Origin of the sequence: Halomonas sp. TP35 (assembly GCF_052375975.1) — a bacterium.
GTDB classification, from domain to species: Bacteria; Pseudomonadota; Gammaproteobacteria; order Pseudomonadales; family Halomonadaceae; genus Vreelandella; species Vreelandella citrativorans.
Window position 1 is genome coordinate 30598 of the sequence record NZ_JBQSUZ010000022.1, and the last position, 16177, is coordinate 46774.

Here is a 16177-nt window from a genome sequence, read left to right on the forward strand (position 1 = left end):
GTGTTTAGGCTCTTGGGCAAATAGGCCTATCATAACGCGCAGATTTACGCGTGGCGAATGCCATCAGCGTAATCCTGCCAGCCGCCACGTTGCTTCTTCTGGGCTTTGCCTCACAAAAACAGCGTGCGTACTGGCAGACGTACCACCGCTTCTGGCCGTGATGGCAACGCGCTGATCCGCCAGCCGTTCAATATCAATGATGAGGTCATCAAGTAACCGCCTTTGGCCCTCAGCTTGCGCTATTGGCAATGCCTCAAGCAGTGCGTTGAGCGCCTGGCGTGGCAACAACGCCTGACTATCATCGCTTTGCAGCTGTCGCTTATCGCCGATATTGAAGGCGGGTGGATACGTTAGTAAACGGTTCAAGAAGGCATCCCGCGATGCTGCATACTGGCGGTCCGACAAGACAGCCAGCAGGCTCTCATCCAGCATTTGGGCCTGAACGGCAATTCGAAAATTACCCGCCAAACGCTCATCGACTAACGCCGTCCGCATACTCGCTACGCCCAGCAGCAGCGCGGCAGAAAGAAGTGCCATGACGATCACCAGCGCAGCACCCTGCTGATGCTTCATGGGCTGCCCTCCATGGCGGGAAGAGGTGTACGACGCGCGATAACGTGATCACGCTGCATCACATGCCATACAAACGGTGTTTGGCGCTCGCCCGCAAATTGGAGCGTTACCCGATAAAGCCCTGTTATACCATCGGCGTCTTTCTCAAACAGGCTAAGCGAGTCGCATGCGTGACTGCCTTTATAAAGCCCTTCTATCAAGGGCTGGCTGTTATGACGTAATGCACAGGTGGTCGCATCGACCAGCGAGTCATTGATCTCATACTGGCCTGCCTTGCCTTTACGAATGTCCCGGGTGAGCGATTGAACGGCAAAAACAAGCGCTTCCTGCTCGCGACTGATGGCCTCGACGCGCTGAAAGGTCGTCACGGTGGTTAACAAAAGCTGGCCTGCACCCAAAATAATAATGGCGCCGATCACCATCGCGACCATCATTTCAACCAGCGTAAATCCCCCTTGGCGCTTATTGAGCATTAGGCGCCTCGCCAACATAGCGCGCTTCAATAAAGGGCAAGGTAAACACGTAGTCAAAATGGTCAGCCGCTTGATGGGAAGGCCGTGCACGCATCGTAATGGAGACGGTCAATTGACAGCCTCCGGATACAAAAGTGCTATCAACCGTGCCCGTTGCGCCGTTAAGCGGTGCTTGTGAAGGTGTAAACCACTCGGCCTGCCAGTCACTCTCCAGCCCCGCCGTGAGGTGTCGGCAGTTCTGTTTCGCCGCCAGCTGCGCCCAGGCACGCTCTTGGGCATCCAGGGCTGCCACACTTGCCACGGAGTATTGGTAGCCCGAAGCGGCACTTTGCAGCGACGTTAGCTGAATGGCGGCGATGCCGATCAGCCCAAACGCCAGCAAGGCCAAGGCAATTAACACCTCCACCAGGGTAACCCCCTCTTGGCGCCGCACTTACCAGCACGTCTCGGGCAGGCGTTCACCTTGACTACTGAGCGTTATGGCCTGGCCACAGCCATCTTTTCGCTCAGTCGACGCGCTTAGCACATAGCGACCGTCCTGGCGTTCAGAATAGGCAAGGCGATAATGCCCGCTTGGTGACAGGTGGGGCATTTCACAGTCTTGATAGGAGTAGGTTCGGGCGTGACAGCGCGCTAGTTCAGCCGCCGCCTGCCTTAACCCCGCATGCGCATCCGTGCGCAGGGATGTTTGCAGGTAGCGGGAGTAGGCAGGGTAAGCCATGCCAGCGATAAGGCCGAGAATGCCCATCACCACCACAAGCTCAAGAAGCGTAAAACCGCGCTGACGCTCTATCGAGCGGCCTGCGCGAATAGAGTAAGGATAAAGCGAAAACCTCACGTGATGCTCCTGCATCAGCCACCGCATACGCAGTGCATCAGCTGCTGACGATTACCTGCTCGCGCAGCTCTTTGGGCATGGAGAACGTAATGCTCTCCTCGCGGCCTTTTAGCTCTTCCGGCATGGAAGCACCCAATGACTGAAGCTTGCCAATTACGCCTTTCACCAGCACTTCCGGGGCACTGGCACCCGCCGTTACGCCGATGCGGCCGACGTTTTCAAGCCACGTTGGCTCAATCTGGTCGGCATTATCTATCAGGTACGCCGGTGTTCCCATACGCTCGGAAAGCTCGCGCAAGCGGTTAGAGTTGGAACTATTGGGGCTGCCCACTACAAGCACTAGATCACTGTCCGCGGCCAGTTCACGCACCGCATCCTGGCGGTTTTGCGTGGCATAGCAAATATCATCTTTACGCGGTCCACTGATCTCGGGAAACCTCTCGCGCAGCGCATCAATCACTTTGGCCGTGTCATCCATCGACAGCGTTGTTTGGGTCACAAAGGCAAGGCTGGAAGGATCCTTGACCTCCAGGCTGGCAACGTCCTGCTCATCTTCGACTAGATAGATGCGACCGCCATGCGCCGTGTCATAGCGTCCCATGGTGCCTTCTACTTCGGGATGGCCTGCGTGCCCAATCAGCACGCACTCGTGCCCCCGCTTGGCGTAGCGCAAGACTTCCAAATGCACCTTGGTGACCAGCGGGCAAGTGGCATCAAACACTTTCAGCCCACGCCGGTCAGCATCGGACTGTACGGCTTGAGACACGCCATGCGCAGAGAAAATAACGATCACGTCATCCGGCACTTCGTCGAGCTCTTCCACGAAGACAGCCCCACGCTCGCGCAGCGTTTCCACCACAAAGCGGTTGTGGACAACTTCATGGCGCACATAGATAGGCGGCCCGAACACATCCAGTGCACGGTTGACGATGTCTATAGCGCGATCCACGCCGGCACAAAAACCACGCGGATTGGCCAATTTGATCTGTATGGGCTGTGCTTGCGTCGATTGCATAGTAGTGCCTTGATGCGTTACCGCACCGTTTAGTGAATAAGAACCCGGCTAATGCTAAAGCCTAGTGCGTTGTAACCGGTTTTACATCCAGTACGTCAACCTCAAAGGTTAACGTGCGTCCCGCCAGCGGATGATTAAAATCCACCTCGACGCGGTCGCCTTCAATGGTTTTGACCACACCAGGCAATTCCGTTCCCGCTTTATCGGCAAACGACATCACCATACCAATTTCAGGCGTTTCATCGCCAAAATCAGCGCGCTTTAACGTCTGGATATTTTGCGGATTGTGCTGCCCAAAGGCATGCTCGGGAGAGACCTGAAAAGTACCTGTCTCGCCCGTTGTCATGCCTTTAATCGGGTGCTCAAAGCCGGGTGGCAAATTGCCGTCACCGTACTGAAAGGTGGCCGGTGCCTTCTCTTTGGTAGAGTCCACTACCGTGCCATCTTCAAGTTTCAGGGTGAAGTGCAGGGTCACTTCCATCCCCTCATCAATCAGGTAATCACTCATTACACTGCTCGCTATGTGGTAAGGCCCTGGCATACTGCCACCAGGGCCTGATTAATGCTAACCGAGTTAGAGGTCGCGGGTTACTTCGTTGAGTGGGCTTTTTTACGCCGCCGGTCACCCATCACTGACTCCCAAATCAACCCAATGGCCCCCAGAGTAATCCCGATGTCTGCCACGTTAAAGGCGGGATAGTACCAACCGGCCACATGAAACGATAAAAAATCGACCACGTAGCCATGCACCAGGCGGTCATAGAGATTCCCAAGCGCCCCACCGATAATCAGCGGCAGCGAAATGGCCAGCAGCTTTTCATCGGCTCTAACACGGGAAAGCCAGATGGTTAAGCCCACGCTTGCGCCAATCGCGATGACCGCAAAAAACCAGCGCTGCCAACCAGGGTGAGAAGCCAAAAAGCTAAAGGCCGCCCCCGTGTTATGCATTAAGGTGAAGTTAAAAAACGGCAGCACTTCTACCGGCTGCAGATACCCCAGCTGGCTGCTGGCAATCGCCTTGGTGGCCAAATCCAGCACAATCACGGCAACGGCCAACCACAGCCAGCGCAGCGGCTGGCGCATGGGCGGCCGCGCGTTGGACGAGACCGACTCAGGCATAGTGACGCACCTCACCCGGGCCATCCGGCAGATTAAGAATCGAACGCTTGCACAGCGTGGGATGCTCAGGATGCGTACCTACGTCAGGGCGGCGCTCCCAGCTACGTTCGCACTTCTCAAACGCACTGACGACCACCGCTACTTTGAGCCCTTCTAGCTCGCTGTAGGCAGATGCCTCGGCATCCGCTAGCGGCTTGAGAGTCGCTTCCGAGGTAATCAGCACAAAGCGTAACTCGTCGCCCAGTTGTGACAGCAACACATTGAGTTCGTCGCTGACGTAAAGGGTGACTTCGCTGTCCAGCGAGCCTTTGATGGCGCCCTCGCTACGCGCTTCTTCCAAGCGCTTATTCACCGCCTGCTTGACCTCTAGCACTGCTTCCCAGTATTCACGCCCCATCTCGGCGTCAGCATCAAGGGGCTTCAGGTCGGTATAGTAGGTTTCCAGCAGCACGCTGTCGCCACGCTTGCCCGGGATATGCTCATAGATCTCTTCTGCGGTGAAGGAGAGAATCGGTGCGACCCAACGCGAAAGCGCCTCGATAACATGATAGAGCGCACTCTGACAGCTGCGGCGTGCCAGCGAATCAGCCTGCGTGGTGTATTGGCGATCCTTGATGATATCCAGATAAAAACCACCCAGGTCGCGCGCACAGAAGGTATGCACCTGCTGATACACGTCCAGGAAACGGTACTCTTCATACGCTTTCTGAATGCGCTCCTGGAGCTGCAGTGCGCGGTCAACGACCCAACGATCCAGAGCGATCATATCCTCAAAAGCCACCATATCGCGCGCCGGGTCAAAGCCGGTCAGGTTGGCCAAAAGAAAGCGCGACGTGTTGCGAATACGCCGATACACGTCCGCTGTACGCTTGAGGATCTCATCCGACACGGCCATTTCATTGGAGTAATCCGTCGAGGCCACCCAAAGGCGCAGAATATCGGCACCCAGCTTATCCATCACCGACTGCGGCGCGATGACATTACCCAACGACTTGGACTGCTTACGGCCTTGCGAATCGACGGTAAAGCCGTGGGTCAATAGCTGACGATACGGCGCGTGACCGTCAATTGCTGAACCGGTCAGTAGCGACGAGTGGAACCAGCCGCGGTGCTGGTCAGAGCCTTCCAGATACAAATCAGCTCGCGGGCCGCTTTCATGGCCATGCGGATGAGAGCCGCGCAGCACATGGCGGTGCGTGGTGCCGGAGTCAAACCAGACATCCAGCGTGTCAGTAGTCTTGTCGTATTCGGCCGCTTCCGCGCCGAGAAGCTCAGCGGCGTCGAGGCTGAACCAGGCATCAATGCCTTGCTCCTGCACGCGTTTAGCGACTTCTTCCATCAGCTCAATGGTGCGCGGATGCAGCTCGCCGGTTTGCTTATGCAGGAAGAACGGAATCGGCACGCCCCAGTTACGCTGACGCGAGATGCACCAGTCCGGGCGATTAGCGATCATGCTGTGCAAGCGCGCCTGCCCCCAGGTGGGGGTGAACTGGGTCGCCTCGATGCCTTCCAGCGCGCGTTCACGCAGGGTTTTACCGTCTTTCCCCTGAATATCCATGCCCACAAACCACTGGGCTGTCGCACGGTAGATGACCGGCGTTTTATGGCGCCAGCAGTGCATGTAGCTGTGCACGATGGGCTTATGCGCCATCAGCGCACCCACTTCGTCAAGCTTGGCGACGATGTTGGGGTTGGCTTTCCAGATCATCTGGCCGCCAAAGAACGGCAGATCATCAACGTACACGCCGTTGCCCTGTACCGGGTTCAGCATGTCGTCAAAGCTCATGTCGTGGGCGCGGCAGGTATTAAAGTCATCCAGGCCGTAAGAAGGCGCGGAGTGAACGATACCGGTGCTGCCCACTTCCGACTCGACGTAATCAGCCAGGTAAACTGGCGACAGGCGATCATAGAACGGGTGGCGGAAGTTAATCAGGTCTAGCTTTTCACCGCGAGTGGTAGCGATGATCTCGCCCTGTAAACCAAAGCGTTCAAGACAGCTTTCGACCAGCTCTTCGGCTAGCAGCAGCAGGCGCTCGCCGGTATCGACCAACGCGTAGGTAAATTCGGGGTGAACGTTCAGCGCCTGGTTGGCAGGGATCGTCCACGGCGTGGTGGTCCAGATCACCACCGCCGCCGGTTTGGGCAGCTCGCTCAGGCCAAACGCAGCGGCCAGCTTATCGGCATCTTCCACCGGGAAAGCGACATCAATCGCGTCGGACTTCTTGTCTTGATACTCGACTTCCGCCTCAGCCAGCGCCGAGCCACAGTCAAAGCACCAGTTAACCGGCTTCAGACCTTTAAAGACGTAGCCCGCTTCGACCATGTCGGCCAGTGCGCGAATCTCGCCTGCTTCATTGGCGTAGTCCATAGTGCGGTAGGGATGATTCCAATCACCAATAATCCCCAAGCGCACAAAATCAGCCAGTTGTGTTTCAACCTGAGCGCCCGCGTACTCACGGCATAGCTCTCGCGCTTTTGCAGGCGCCAAGTGCTTACCGTGCGTGGTTTCTACCTTGTGCTCAATGGGCAGGCCATGGCAATCCCAGCCCGGCACGTAAGGCGCATCAAAGCCCGCCAGGTTTTTCGATTTAACGATAATATCTTTTAAAATTTTATTAACGGCGTGACCAATATGGATACTGCCGTTGGCGTAGGGAGGGCCATCGTGCAGTACAAACAGCGGTGCGCCAGCACGCGCTTCGCGCAGGCGCTGGTACAGGTTCATATCTTGCCAGCGTGAAACGCGTCCCGGCTCCTGCTTGGGCAACATGCCACGCATAGGAAAGTCGGTTTCAGGCAAGTTTAGCGTGTGCTTATAGTCCATGGTTCGGTCAGCCGTTGTTAGCATCGGCAGCGTCATCCGCCGAAGAAGGATCAGAAGAAATTGTCTTGGAAACCTGTGTCTTGGAAGCCTGAGCCTTGGAGGCCATAGCCTCACGCCCAAGCGGGGCCGAGGCTAGCGGCAGCGCGTTATGACAGCCAGTGACGGCCGTCGCAAAGTAGCGATGTGCCTGGCTCTGATCGCGCTCAATTTGCGCTTTTAGTGCATCAAAGTTGTCGAATTTCACTTCCCCACGAAGCCGCGCACAGGGAAATACCGTCATGCGTTTGTCGTAGAGGTCACCGTCAAAATCAAACAGATTGACTTCCAGTGTGGGCCGCTTGGAGCCAACCGTCGGCCGAAAGCCGACGTTAGCAATTCCGTGGTAGCGTTGGCCATTTTCAAGCGTCACCCCAACGGCATAGACACCGCGCAACGTTAAGGGCTGAGGCAACAGGGGCAGGTTCGCCGTGGGCACACCAATGGTGCGACCAAGCTGCTGGTCACGTACCACACGCCCATCCAGCGAATACGCCCGCCCTAACAGATTGGCTGCTGCGGCAAAGTTACCGCTGGCAAGCAAGGTACGCACGCGTGTGCTTGAAACCCGCTCGTTCTCAACCGTAAAGGTGCAGGTATGTTCAACCCCAAAGCCCTGCTCTTCGCCCACCGCGGCCAGCAGCGTAAAGTCGCCCTGGCGGTCACAGCCAAAACGGAAGTCATCACCAACGACCAGATGTTTAACACCCAGCCCTTCGATCAGCACCTGATCAATAAATTCGCGCCCGGTCAAGCTTCTAAGGGCATTATTAAACGGCAGGCACAGCACCTGTTCAGCGCCGTACTGACCCAACAGACGCACCTTTTCACGCAAGCGCGTTAGCCGTGGGGGTGCCTGGTCACCGGCAAAGTACTCACGCGGCTGGGGCTCAAACACGACCACGGTTAGCGGCACGTTTAGGCGTGCGGCGTGCTCGCGGCACTGCTGCAAAATTGCCTGATGGCCACGATGCACACCGTCAAAATTTCCAATGGTAGCGACGCAGCCACGCTGTGCCGCTACCAGATTGTGCAGTCCTCGAATGACGCGCATGGCACCTCAGCCGTTAATAATTTGCCGCTCCCAAGCCTTGTTGGGCTTGGGTGAAGCTTAAAAAGCTCTGATTATAGCGAACCTACCGTGATATATGTCTAACTCTCTGCCGATTCAACGTGACTTTTAAGCGTTCGGCCACGCATTGCCGCTGTAGGGTTTAGCTCTGCATTTTAAAATGCCGTGGCCGCAGGCCCAGCGCGGTAAGCCAGACAACATAAATCCCGCCCCCTAAACCTACCAGCCCGGCCACCCAGGCAACACGCTGCCACAGGCTAAACGCAAGCCACGCGTGCCACTCTGGCGACACCATATAGAGCGCAGCACACATCAAACCGCTACCGCCCAATAGTTGCACCGCGTACCGACCCCAGCCCGGCTGGAAAACCAGCACGCCCTGCCTGTACAGCAATACTCCCAGCATACCCGCGTTCAAGAATGCCGACAGCGCCGTAGCAAGCGCCAACCCGGCATGGGCAAGCGGCCAAATCAACATCAGGTTGAACACCATATTAGCGACCATGGCGATAATACCCACCTTCACCGGCGTTTTGGTGTCCTGGCGGGCAAAAAAACCAGGCGCCAATACCTTAATCAGCATAAAGGCGACCAGGCCAAAGGCATAGGCACGCAGGCTCATCGCGGCCATCTGAATATCGTGGTCGGTCATGGCGCCATAGTGAAATAGCGTGATCAATAGCGGCTCGGCCAATACCGCCAGCGCCAGTGCGGCAGGCAAGCCTACCAAAAGCACTAACCGGATCGCCCAGTCGAGCATGGCGGCAAAATGCGCCTTTGACTGTTCAGCGTGGCGCTTGGAAAGTGCGGGTAATATCACCGTTGCTATCGCCACGCCAAAGACCCCGAGCGGCAGCTCTACCAAGCGGTCAGAGTAGTAAAGCCAGGAGACACTGCCCGCCACCAGCAGTGACGCTAACACCGTATCCAGCAGCAGGTTAATTTGCGAGACCGAGACCCCAAACAGCGCCGGGCCCATCAGCTTTAAAATGCGCTTAACGCCTTCATGAGCGAAGTTCGGCCAAGGCGTGGGCATCAGGCCCAAACGCATTAAAAACGGCACCTGGAAAATCAGCTGGGCAGCACCTGCAATCAGCACACCCCAGGCCAGCGCCATAGCGGGCTCATCCATTAACGGCATTAAAAAGAGCGCGGCGCCAATGAGTGACAGGTTGAGCAAAACCGGCGTAAAGGCAGGCACTGCAAAACGGTTCCAGGTATTTAGCACGCTGCCAGAAAAAGCCGTGAGCGAGATCAGCAGCAAATACGGAAACGTGAGGCGCAGCATATCGGCGGTCAAGGCATGCTTGGCGGGGTCACTGCCAAAACCGGGCGCAAACACCCAGATAAGCCAGGGCGCGCACAGCATCGCAAGCGCGGTAATCAGAGCCAATAGCGCGGTTAAACTACCGGCTACGGCGTTGAGTAACTCGCGAATTTCCTGCTTACTGCGCTGGGCCGAGTACTCGGAAAGCACCGGCACAAAGGCCTGGTTAAAGGCACCTTCAGCAAACAGGCGACGCAAAAAATTAGGAATTTTAAAAGCGACAAAAAAGGCATCCGCGCCATTCCCGGCGCCCAAAAGCGTCGCCACCACCACGTCACGGATCAGGCCCATCACGCGAGAAAGCATGGTCATGGAGCTGACCACCAGCCCCGAGCGCATTAGCCCGCGGCGTGGCGGCGCGCCAGGCGCGGCGGAAGTTTCATTCGGCGGCGTGTTTGAGGTCATTTTTGGATCCATAGGCGCGGATGGCCAATACCCATCATAGAGTCATTAGATAAAACCATCAGACACAAAAAAACCGGCCGTAGCCGGTTTTTTTTATGGCGCCTGCCGGCTTACGCCGCCAGTGCCTTAATACGCTTGTTCAAACGGCTTTTCAGGCGCGCTGCTTTCTTCTTGGACAGCACGTCTTTATCAGCAATACGGTCAACGACCGGCTGCATTACCTTGAACTCTTCCATCGCCTTGCCGTGGTCGCCGGTGTTGATCGCTTTGATCACACGCTTGATATAGGTGCGGACCATGCTGCGCTGGCTGGCTTTCAGGACGCGACGAGTCTCGGCCTGGCGGGCGCGCTTGCGTGCTTGCTTGCTGTTCGCCACAGGTATCTCCTTGGAGAATAAAGGTTGCCGCAAATTCGGCAACGGATTAACTATGTGTTCGCCACGCTCATGTTCACTCTAAAAGCTGCCCATAACGCGACTTTCCTTAACAACCAATTGATTCGACAAGCCTTTAAGCTCTGTCAAATAGTGTGACCGGCAGTCAAATTGCCTGCCCGCCCACGGGTCTTGTCTGAGAGGATGGCGTAGTCTATCACGCACTATTCTTGCTTGCCACACGTTGTCAATGTTTTATTGCATCAGCCGGCTAACCGAATGGTTTACAAGGCGCTCTCAAAAGAAGCGACATGGACTTTGCCCAGCATCTTCTACATTATTGCCATTAAATATAAAAAACCGGTGTTTGCAGCGGCGTTCTTTGGCGGCCGATCCGCTAGCTTATTTACCTCTGAGGCCTGCGTTAGCCGCACAGCCCCCGTGGCTACTAATGGAGGCTCCATGGCGTTCAGGGATAGTCAGACTCTCGAACAACTTCACTATTAAAGACGGACTCACTATGTCGGATTTTTCTCTTTGGTTTGCCGCTCATATGCTGGCCTACGTCGCCCTGGTGATCCGCGTGCTGACGGTAGAGGGCAAAGAGCCCGCCTCCCGAGCCGCATGGATATTGATTCTCTCGTTTCTACCTGGTTTAGGCATCATTGCTTACCTGCTACTTGGCGAACCCTGGATATCGCGCCGGTCACGACGCAAAGCAATTGGCACCGTCACACGGTTGGTAAAAGCCTATAACGTAGGGAAAACATCGGCTCTGGAGCATGTGCCAGATCGTTTTCGGCCCGCCTTTCGCGCCTGTGAGCATCTGGCGCATAGCGGCGTCACTAACCACAACACCGCCACGCTAACCGCCGACTCCAATGCAGCGATCGACGCGATGGTGGAAGACTTCGATGCCGCCAAGGAGAGCATTCATATCTCCTTTTATATTTGGCTTACTGACAACAACGGGCTCAAGATTGTAGAGGCCGTTAAGCGCGCGGCTGAGCGTGGCGTGACATGCCGCATCATTGTGGACGGTATTGGTTCGCGAGCGCTTACCCGTTCGGAGCACTGGGCCGCAATGAAAGCCGCCGGTGTTCAACTGTGCGTATCGCTGAAGGTCTCTTTTGGGCTTGACGCACTGCTTGGAAACCGCGCAGACCTTAGAAACCATCGCAAGATCGTCGTGGTGGATAACCGACTAACCTACTGCGGAAGCCAAAACTGCGCCGACCCCGAGTTTCGTGTCAAGGCGAAGTATGCGCCGTGGGTAGATATCATGCTGCGTTTCGAGGGGCCAGTAGTGATGCAAAACCAGTTGCTGTTTGCGGCCAACTGGCTGATCGAATCCAACGAGCACCTTGATGTCGCCTGGGAGGCACCGCCGCAACCCAAGACAGAAGCCAGCACGGAAGCCATGAACAGCGCCAGCGCGGCTATTGCCTTTGGCACCGGGCCGCTGTCACCTAAAGGCGCCATGTCGGATGTGTTTTCCAGCCTTCTACACTGCGCCCAGCATGAAGTAGTAATTTCGAACCCGTACTTTGTTCCGGACGCCTCGTTGCTTTCGGCGCTGATTGGCTGCGCCAGGCGCGGCGTTCAAACCACTCTCATCCTGCCCCAGCGCAACGACTCCTTCGTGGTAGGCGCCATCAGCAAAGCCTATTACGCGCAGCTTGTTGCCGCTGGCGTGAAGATATTCGAATTTCGCGGCGGCCTTTTGCACGCAAAAACACTGGTGGTGGATGAAGCAGTGACGCTAGTCGGCTCGGCGAATATGGACCGGCGCAGCCTTGAACTTAATTTCGAGAATAATATTCTACTGCACTCACCCGACCTAGCGAAAAGCATTAGAGAACGCCAAAACACCTGGCTTTCCGATGCCAATGAAGTGGTCCCCGACCAAGTCATTCATCGCTCGTTGTTACGCCGCATCGGCGATAACGTTGCCACCATTTTCAGCCCGGTGATGTAATCGATGCTCATCGGTTAGTGCCCCGCTGCCCACGACGGGCAGCGGTGAGCTGCTGAAAAGCGCTTATATCAAAAGTTTCATGGGTCGCAAACTACCAACCAGGTTGGGTAGTCTTTGATTCAGCAACACATCCAGATATTCATCAGCGGTGAAAGCCGGATTATTGAGGCTTTTACGATGCTGCTGTAGCGCTTGAATGACGCTACCAGGATTCAAAGCAAGCATATCTACTAAAAATTCATCAGGGTGTATGGCTCGAATGTCATAGGAGTTGAGCATTTCACTGGGGAAATCCTTAAGATTAAACGTGATAATTGCTTCAGCGCCGCAGTGAATAGCGCATGCAAGTACATGCCTATCATCCGGGTCTGGTAGTTTTAACCCATCAATCAAAAGCTCAAACCCTTCAACCAGCCCGTCGCGGGTATGGCTATCCATCAATTCACGCACGCGTTCAAGCTGCTCTCTCGTGATATCACTACGCTGCGCCAGCAAACTGCGCATCCACTCCTCATGTATTTGACGTGACCAGCGAGCTCGATATAGGTCTGTAATAGCCAAATACATCAGCAGGCTTCTGAGTGGTGCGGGATATAATACACAGGCATCATATACCACTGTGTAATAAGAACTCATTAATACCCTAGCCCCATGGATTGATCGAGCCTTGCTAACTCAGCCAGCGACTCAAGGCGTTTTTGATCGAGCTGCTGCTTGTACGCCATGACATCCGAATATTTAACTTTACGTCGATTGCCGACACGATGAAACGGAACACGCTGCTCATCAAGTAGCTTAATGAAGGAGGGACGCGACATATTCATGACATCCGCCGCTTCCTGGGTTGTCATCTCCGCATGTACAGGAATGAGCTTGACCATGTTCCCATCGCCCAATTCGGTCAAGATATCCACCAATAGACGAAGCGCGCTGGCCGGCACCTCAACCTGATGCGTTTCGCCGTCTTTATTGATAACAGCGACTTTTTGGGTAGGCGCTTTTGTCTCAATGTAAGCGGCAAGCTCACGGCTTGATAGCTTGGCCAGAGCGGCTTCTTCGGCATTAGGTAACTGACTAGCTAGCGCGTGCATCGGTTTTCTCCATAGGTGCTTCGATACTCAACGCTATAACTCTAGCACTATTCGAATTATTCGAAAACCGATATTTACATTTTACAGCATTCATAACCACATGCTGTTAAGGCAGTGGCTGGCCCGTTGGGGCAAGGATTTTGCGCAGAAAATGCTGCGTGCGCGGGTCCTTGGGGGCGGTGAACAGCTCCTCGGGCGGTGCTTGTTCAATAATTTGCCCTTCATCCATAAATATCACGCGATCCGCTACGTCACGCGCAAACTGCATCTCGTGGGTAACGATAATCATGGTTTGCTGCTCGGCGGCAAGTTGCTTCATCAAGCTCAGCACTTCCTCCACCCATTGCGGGTCCAGCGATGACGTGGGCTCATCAAACAGAATGACATCGGCGTTCGCGGCCATGGCGCGGCCAATGCCGATACGCTGCTGCTGCCCGCCAGAAAGCGCCGCCGGGTAAGCATCGGCTTTATCTGAAAGCCCAATCCGCTCAAGGATTTCTCGGGCGCGTGCATGGGCCTTTTCCTTGGGGATTTTATCAACGACGATCATGCCCTCGCTGATGTTCTCAAGCGCCGTTTTGTTGGCAAACAAACCATAGTTTTGAAAGACAAACGCAGTACGCCGACGCAGCTTTAAAATATCGGCACGGCTCGCCTGCTGCGCATCCACGCGCACATCGCCGACGGTAATACGCCCAGACTCAGGTCGCTCTAAAAAGTTAATGCAGCGTAATAGCGTTGACTTACCCGTGCCTGAAGGGCCAATGATGACAATGATCTCGCCCCGCTCAAGCGACAAATCAATATCGGTGAATACATCTTGTTTACCAAAGCGCTTGGTAACAGCCTCAAGCGAGATCATCGTTGGTACGCCTTATTCAGGTAAATTTCCAGGCGACGCTGCCCCCAGGAGAGAATTTCCACTATGACCCAGTAAATCATCGCCGCGAGTAAAAAAGCCTCCAGATAGAGAAAGCTACTGGCGGCCTCTTTTTGTGTGGCCCCCATCAGCTCCGTCACACCTAGCGTAAAGGCCAGCGACGTCGCCTTGATGATATCAATGAAGTAGTTCATCAATGTGGGCGTCGCCACACGGGTCGCCTGAGGGAGAATAATGCGCCGCATTAGCTGCGACTGCGTCATGCCGATAGAGAGCGCTGCTTCTGTCTGGCTGCGGTCAATCCCCACAATGGCCGCCCGAATAGACTCAGCCATATAGGCGGAAAAGTGCAGCGTCAGGCCCATGACAGCGGCGGTTATGCCGTTAATCGACACCAACGCCTCTACCAGTTGGGGCAACCCGTAATAGAACAGAAAAAGCTGAACCAACAGCGGTGTCCCGCGAAAAAACGAGATAAACAGCAGCGAAAAGCCGTTCAACACCGGCACACGGGTCACGCGAATCACGGCCAGAAGACAGGCAAGCACCAGCGCCAGCAGCATGGCGAGGGTCGCCATTTCAAGCGTGAGCGGCACATAGCTTAAAAGGACCGGTAACAGCCCCCACATATAATCCAGGTTTAGCATGTCAGCATCGCTTATAAGCAAAACGGCCGTGGATTACCCACGGCCGCGTTCAATACAGGCTTCCGTTTACAGCGTAGCGGTTATTCCGGCTGCTGCGTGATATCGGTATCAAACCATTTTTCGGAAATTTCACGCAGCGTGCCGTTATCGCGAAGCTCAGTTAGCGCTTCATCCACACGGTCGCGCTGGGCATTGCCTGCCTCGTTGTCACGAAACGGCAGCGCATTCTCGATAACCGTGAAGGGCTGGCCCGCCAGTTCCAACGGTAAGCCGCGCTCCTTAATCACCTGAGTCGCACTAACGCGGTCCATAATAAAGGCATTGGTGCGCCCCAATGCTACGTCCTGCTCTACGTTGGATTCGTAGGTGCGGATATCAATTTCGTCGGCGTTCGGCAGCTCGCGCAACAACTGCTCGTAGTTGGAGCCCAGGTTAACCGCAACCGATTTACCGGAAAGATCCTCAACGCCGTTAATAGAATCATTACCCTTCCGGACAACGACTTGCGCACCGTCATACACATAGGGCGCCGTAAAGACATACTTGGCTTCACGCTCCGGCGTCATCGTAATCTGGTTGGCAATAGTGTCGATGCGTCCGGAATCCAACATGCCCGCTAGCCCCGAAAAACTCGCCGTTACAAACTCGACATCATCACCGGTGACCTCCCCCACCGCGTTCATGACATCGACCTCAAAACCCTTGAGTTCGTCGCGCTCCACAAAGGTAAACGGGAAATAGCCGCCCGACATGCCCACTCGCAGCGTATCTGCCTGGGCCTGAACCGCAGCAAAACCACCTGCCACACTGAAGGTAAGCGCGGCGACTAACGTGTTTAAACGACGTGATCGAGTCATCAGAAGCATCCTCGTCGGCAAAGATCATTTGCCTGTTGCAGTGTGTAGGCGTGGCAGGCGCAAAGGCAGCATAGCCGTTATACGCACATCATAAACACAAAAAAGAATATTAAAAATAGTTTTTATGCATTGAGGTTATTAGAATTTGGCCAGCGAAACCAACCTACGCCATGTGTTTGATAGCAGGCGCTAATAGAAAGGTAGCTACAAATTACCACCACGCTTAATAGCGCAGTCATAATGGGCATTAACCGCCAGTAATATCCCTGATGGTTTTACGCGAAGCTGGCTGGCGCTCTTCATCAAGCAAGGCCCCACCTAACGCGGCAAGTTCTTCACTCAATTCCACCATTTTGCCCAATTGCACTTTGTCAAAGCCACGTTTGCGCTTGGGCTTATTGAGGATAATGCTGACCCCGCCCAGCAGGTGGTCCTCTTGTTGGAACACCTCTTCTGTCGGCATCAAGCCAGGCGGATACGCATTGGCAATACGTAAGGGGTTTTGTGGGGTAACGCCCAATGCCACATAAATTTTCAACTCTGCATCGAAGTAAGCGTCCCATTTATCCAGGACTAATTGCACCTTCTGATTAAGCTCAATGCTCGGCTGTTGGAACATTACGTAAAATACATGCGTAGGTACCTCTTCAGGCTTGCCAATGGGCTCC

Annotated in this window: 18 protein-coding genes; 1 reads left to right on the plus strand and 17 read right to left on the minus strand. The window is 55.0% G+C overall.

What is annotated here, in order from left to right; translation table 11 throughout:
• Positions 1 to 63 precede the first annotated feature (63 nt).
• The 11 genes from ACT3RU_RS17100 to rpsT all read right to left on the minus strand — a co-directional run bounded on the left by ACT3RU_RS17100 (position 64) and on the right by rpsT (position 10059).
• A complete protein-coding gene (locus ACT3RU_RS17100) occupies positions 64 to 573 on the minus strand; it encodes a PilX N-terminal domain-containing pilus assembly protein (RefSeq protein WP_193054739.1) in 510 nt (169 codons plus the stop codon).
• The gene (locus ACT3RU_RS17105; RefSeq protein ID WP_483392923.1) at positions 570 to 1046 is read right to left on the minus strand and encodes a PilW family protein; all 477 of its coding nucleotides are present in this window, start codon (positions 1044 to 1046) and stop codon (positions 570 to 572) included. Before ACT3RU_RS17105 ends, ACT3RU_RS17100 begins: the two co-directional genes overlap by 4 nt.
• Positions 1036 to 1479, minus strand: a complete 444-nt coding sequence (locus ACT3RU_RS17110) for a type IV pilus modification PilV family protein (protein WP_483392924.1) — start codon at positions 1477 to 1479, stop codon at positions 1036 to 1038. The genes ACT3RU_RS17105 and ACT3RU_RS17110 overlap by 11 nt, the downstream gene beginning before the upstream one ends.
• A complete protein-coding gene (locus ACT3RU_RS17115) occupies positions 1480 to 1884 on the minus strand; it encodes a type IV pilin protein (RefSeq protein ID WP_483392925.1) in 405 nt (134 codons plus the stop codon).
• Between the two features lie 37 nt (positions 1885 to 1921).
• The gene (ispH, locus tag ACT3RU_RS17120; protein ID WP_193054742.1) at positions 1922 to 2899 is read right to left on the minus strand and encodes a 4-hydroxy-3-methylbut-2-enyl diphosphate reductase; all 978 of its coding nucleotides are present in this window, start codon (positions 2897 to 2899) and stop codon (positions 1922 to 1924) included.
• A gap of 61 nt (positions 2900 to 2960) precedes the next feature.
• Positions 2961 to 3407 (minus strand): FKBP-type peptidyl-prolyl cis-trans isomerase, encoded by a 447-nt coding sequence (gene fkpB, locus ACT3RU_RS17125; RefSeq protein ID WP_172118959.1) that lies wholly within the window; start codon positions 3405 to 3407, stop codon positions 2961 to 2963.
• 80 nt (positions 3408 to 3487) lie between these two features.
• Positions 3488 to 4018: a signal peptidase II gene (lspA, locus tag ACT3RU_RS17130; RefSeq protein ID WP_172118960.1), complete on the minus strand. Its 531-nt coding sequence runs from the start codon at positions 4016 to 4018 to the stop codon at positions 3488 to 3490.
• Positions 4011 to 6842, minus strand: coding sequence for an isoleucine--tRNA ligase (gene ileS, locus ACT3RU_RS17135; RefSeq protein ID WP_483392926.1), 2832 nt, complete (start codon positions 6840 to 6842; stop codon positions 4011 to 4013). Before ileS ends, lspA begins: the two co-directional genes overlap by 8 nt.
• Before the next feature lie 7 nt (positions 6843 to 6849).
• Positions 6850 to 7932, minus strand: coding sequence for a bifunctional riboflavin kinase/FAD synthetase (gene ribF, locus ACT3RU_RS17140; protein ID WP_483392927.1), 1083 nt, complete (start codon positions 7930 to 7932; stop codon positions 6850 to 6852).
• A 160-nt stretch (positions 7933 to 8092) separates the two neighbouring features.
• On the minus strand, positions 8093 to 9682 hold the full coding sequence (gene murJ / locus ACT3RU_RS17145; protein WP_483392928.1) for a murein biosynthesis integral membrane protein MurJ: 1590 nt from the start codon (positions 9680 to 9682) through the stop codon (positions 8093 to 8095).
• A 110-nt stretch (positions 9683 to 9792) separates the two neighbouring features.
• A complete protein-coding gene (gene rpsT / locus ACT3RU_RS17150) occupies positions 9793 to 10059 on the minus strand; it encodes a 30S ribosomal protein S20 (RefSeq protein WP_009097974.1) in 267 nt (88 codons plus the stop codon).
• Between the two features lie 517 nt (positions 10060 to 10576).
• Here rpsT and cls point away from each other — a divergent pair.
• Positions 10577 to 12034, plus strand: a complete 1458-nt coding sequence (cls, locus tag ACT3RU_RS17155; protein WP_483392929.1) for a cardiolipin synthase — start codon at positions 10577 to 10579, stop codon at positions 12032 to 12034.
• Between the two features lie 63 nt (positions 12035 to 12097).
• On the opposite strand, the gene ACT3RU_RS17160 is transcribed toward cls, so the two are convergent.
• The 6 genes from ACT3RU_RS17160 to ACT3RU_RS17185 all read right to left on the minus strand — a co-directional run.
• Entirely contained in the window at positions 12098 to 12670 is a 573-nt protein-coding gene (locus ACT3RU_RS17160; RefSeq protein WP_441679804.1) for a PIN domain-containing protein, read from the minus strand.
• Positions 12670 to 13125, minus strand: coding sequence for an excisionase family DNA-binding protein (locus ACT3RU_RS17165; RefSeq protein WP_441679806.1), 456 nt, complete (start codon positions 13123 to 13125; stop codon positions 12670 to 12672). Before ACT3RU_RS17165 ends, ACT3RU_RS17160 begins: the two co-directional genes overlap by 1 nt.
• A gap of 106 nt (positions 13126 to 13231) precedes the next feature.
• Positions 13232 to 13987: an amino acid ABC transporter ATP-binding protein gene (locus ACT3RU_RS17170; protein ID WP_172118966.1), complete on the minus strand. Its 756-nt coding sequence runs from the start codon at positions 13985 to 13987 to the stop codon at positions 13232 to 13234.
• Positions 13984 to 14652, minus strand: coding sequence for an amino acid ABC transporter permease (locus ACT3RU_RS17175; protein ID WP_172118967.1), 669 nt, complete (start codon positions 14650 to 14652; stop codon positions 13984 to 13986). The genes ACT3RU_RS17170 and ACT3RU_RS17175 overlap by 4 nt, the downstream gene beginning before the upstream one ends.
• Before the next feature lie 80 nt (positions 14653 to 14732).
• On the minus strand, positions 14733 to 15509 hold the full coding sequence (locus ACT3RU_RS17180) for an amino acid ABC transporter substrate-binding protein (RefSeq protein ID WP_483392930.1): 777 nt from the start codon (positions 15507 to 15509) through the stop codon (positions 14733 to 14735).
• 247 nt (positions 15510 to 15756) lie between these two features.
• Positions 15757 to 16177: hypothetical protein (locus ACT3RU_RS17185; RefSeq protein WP_483392931.1), on the minus strand; the 421-nt coding region annotated here is incomplete at its 5' end.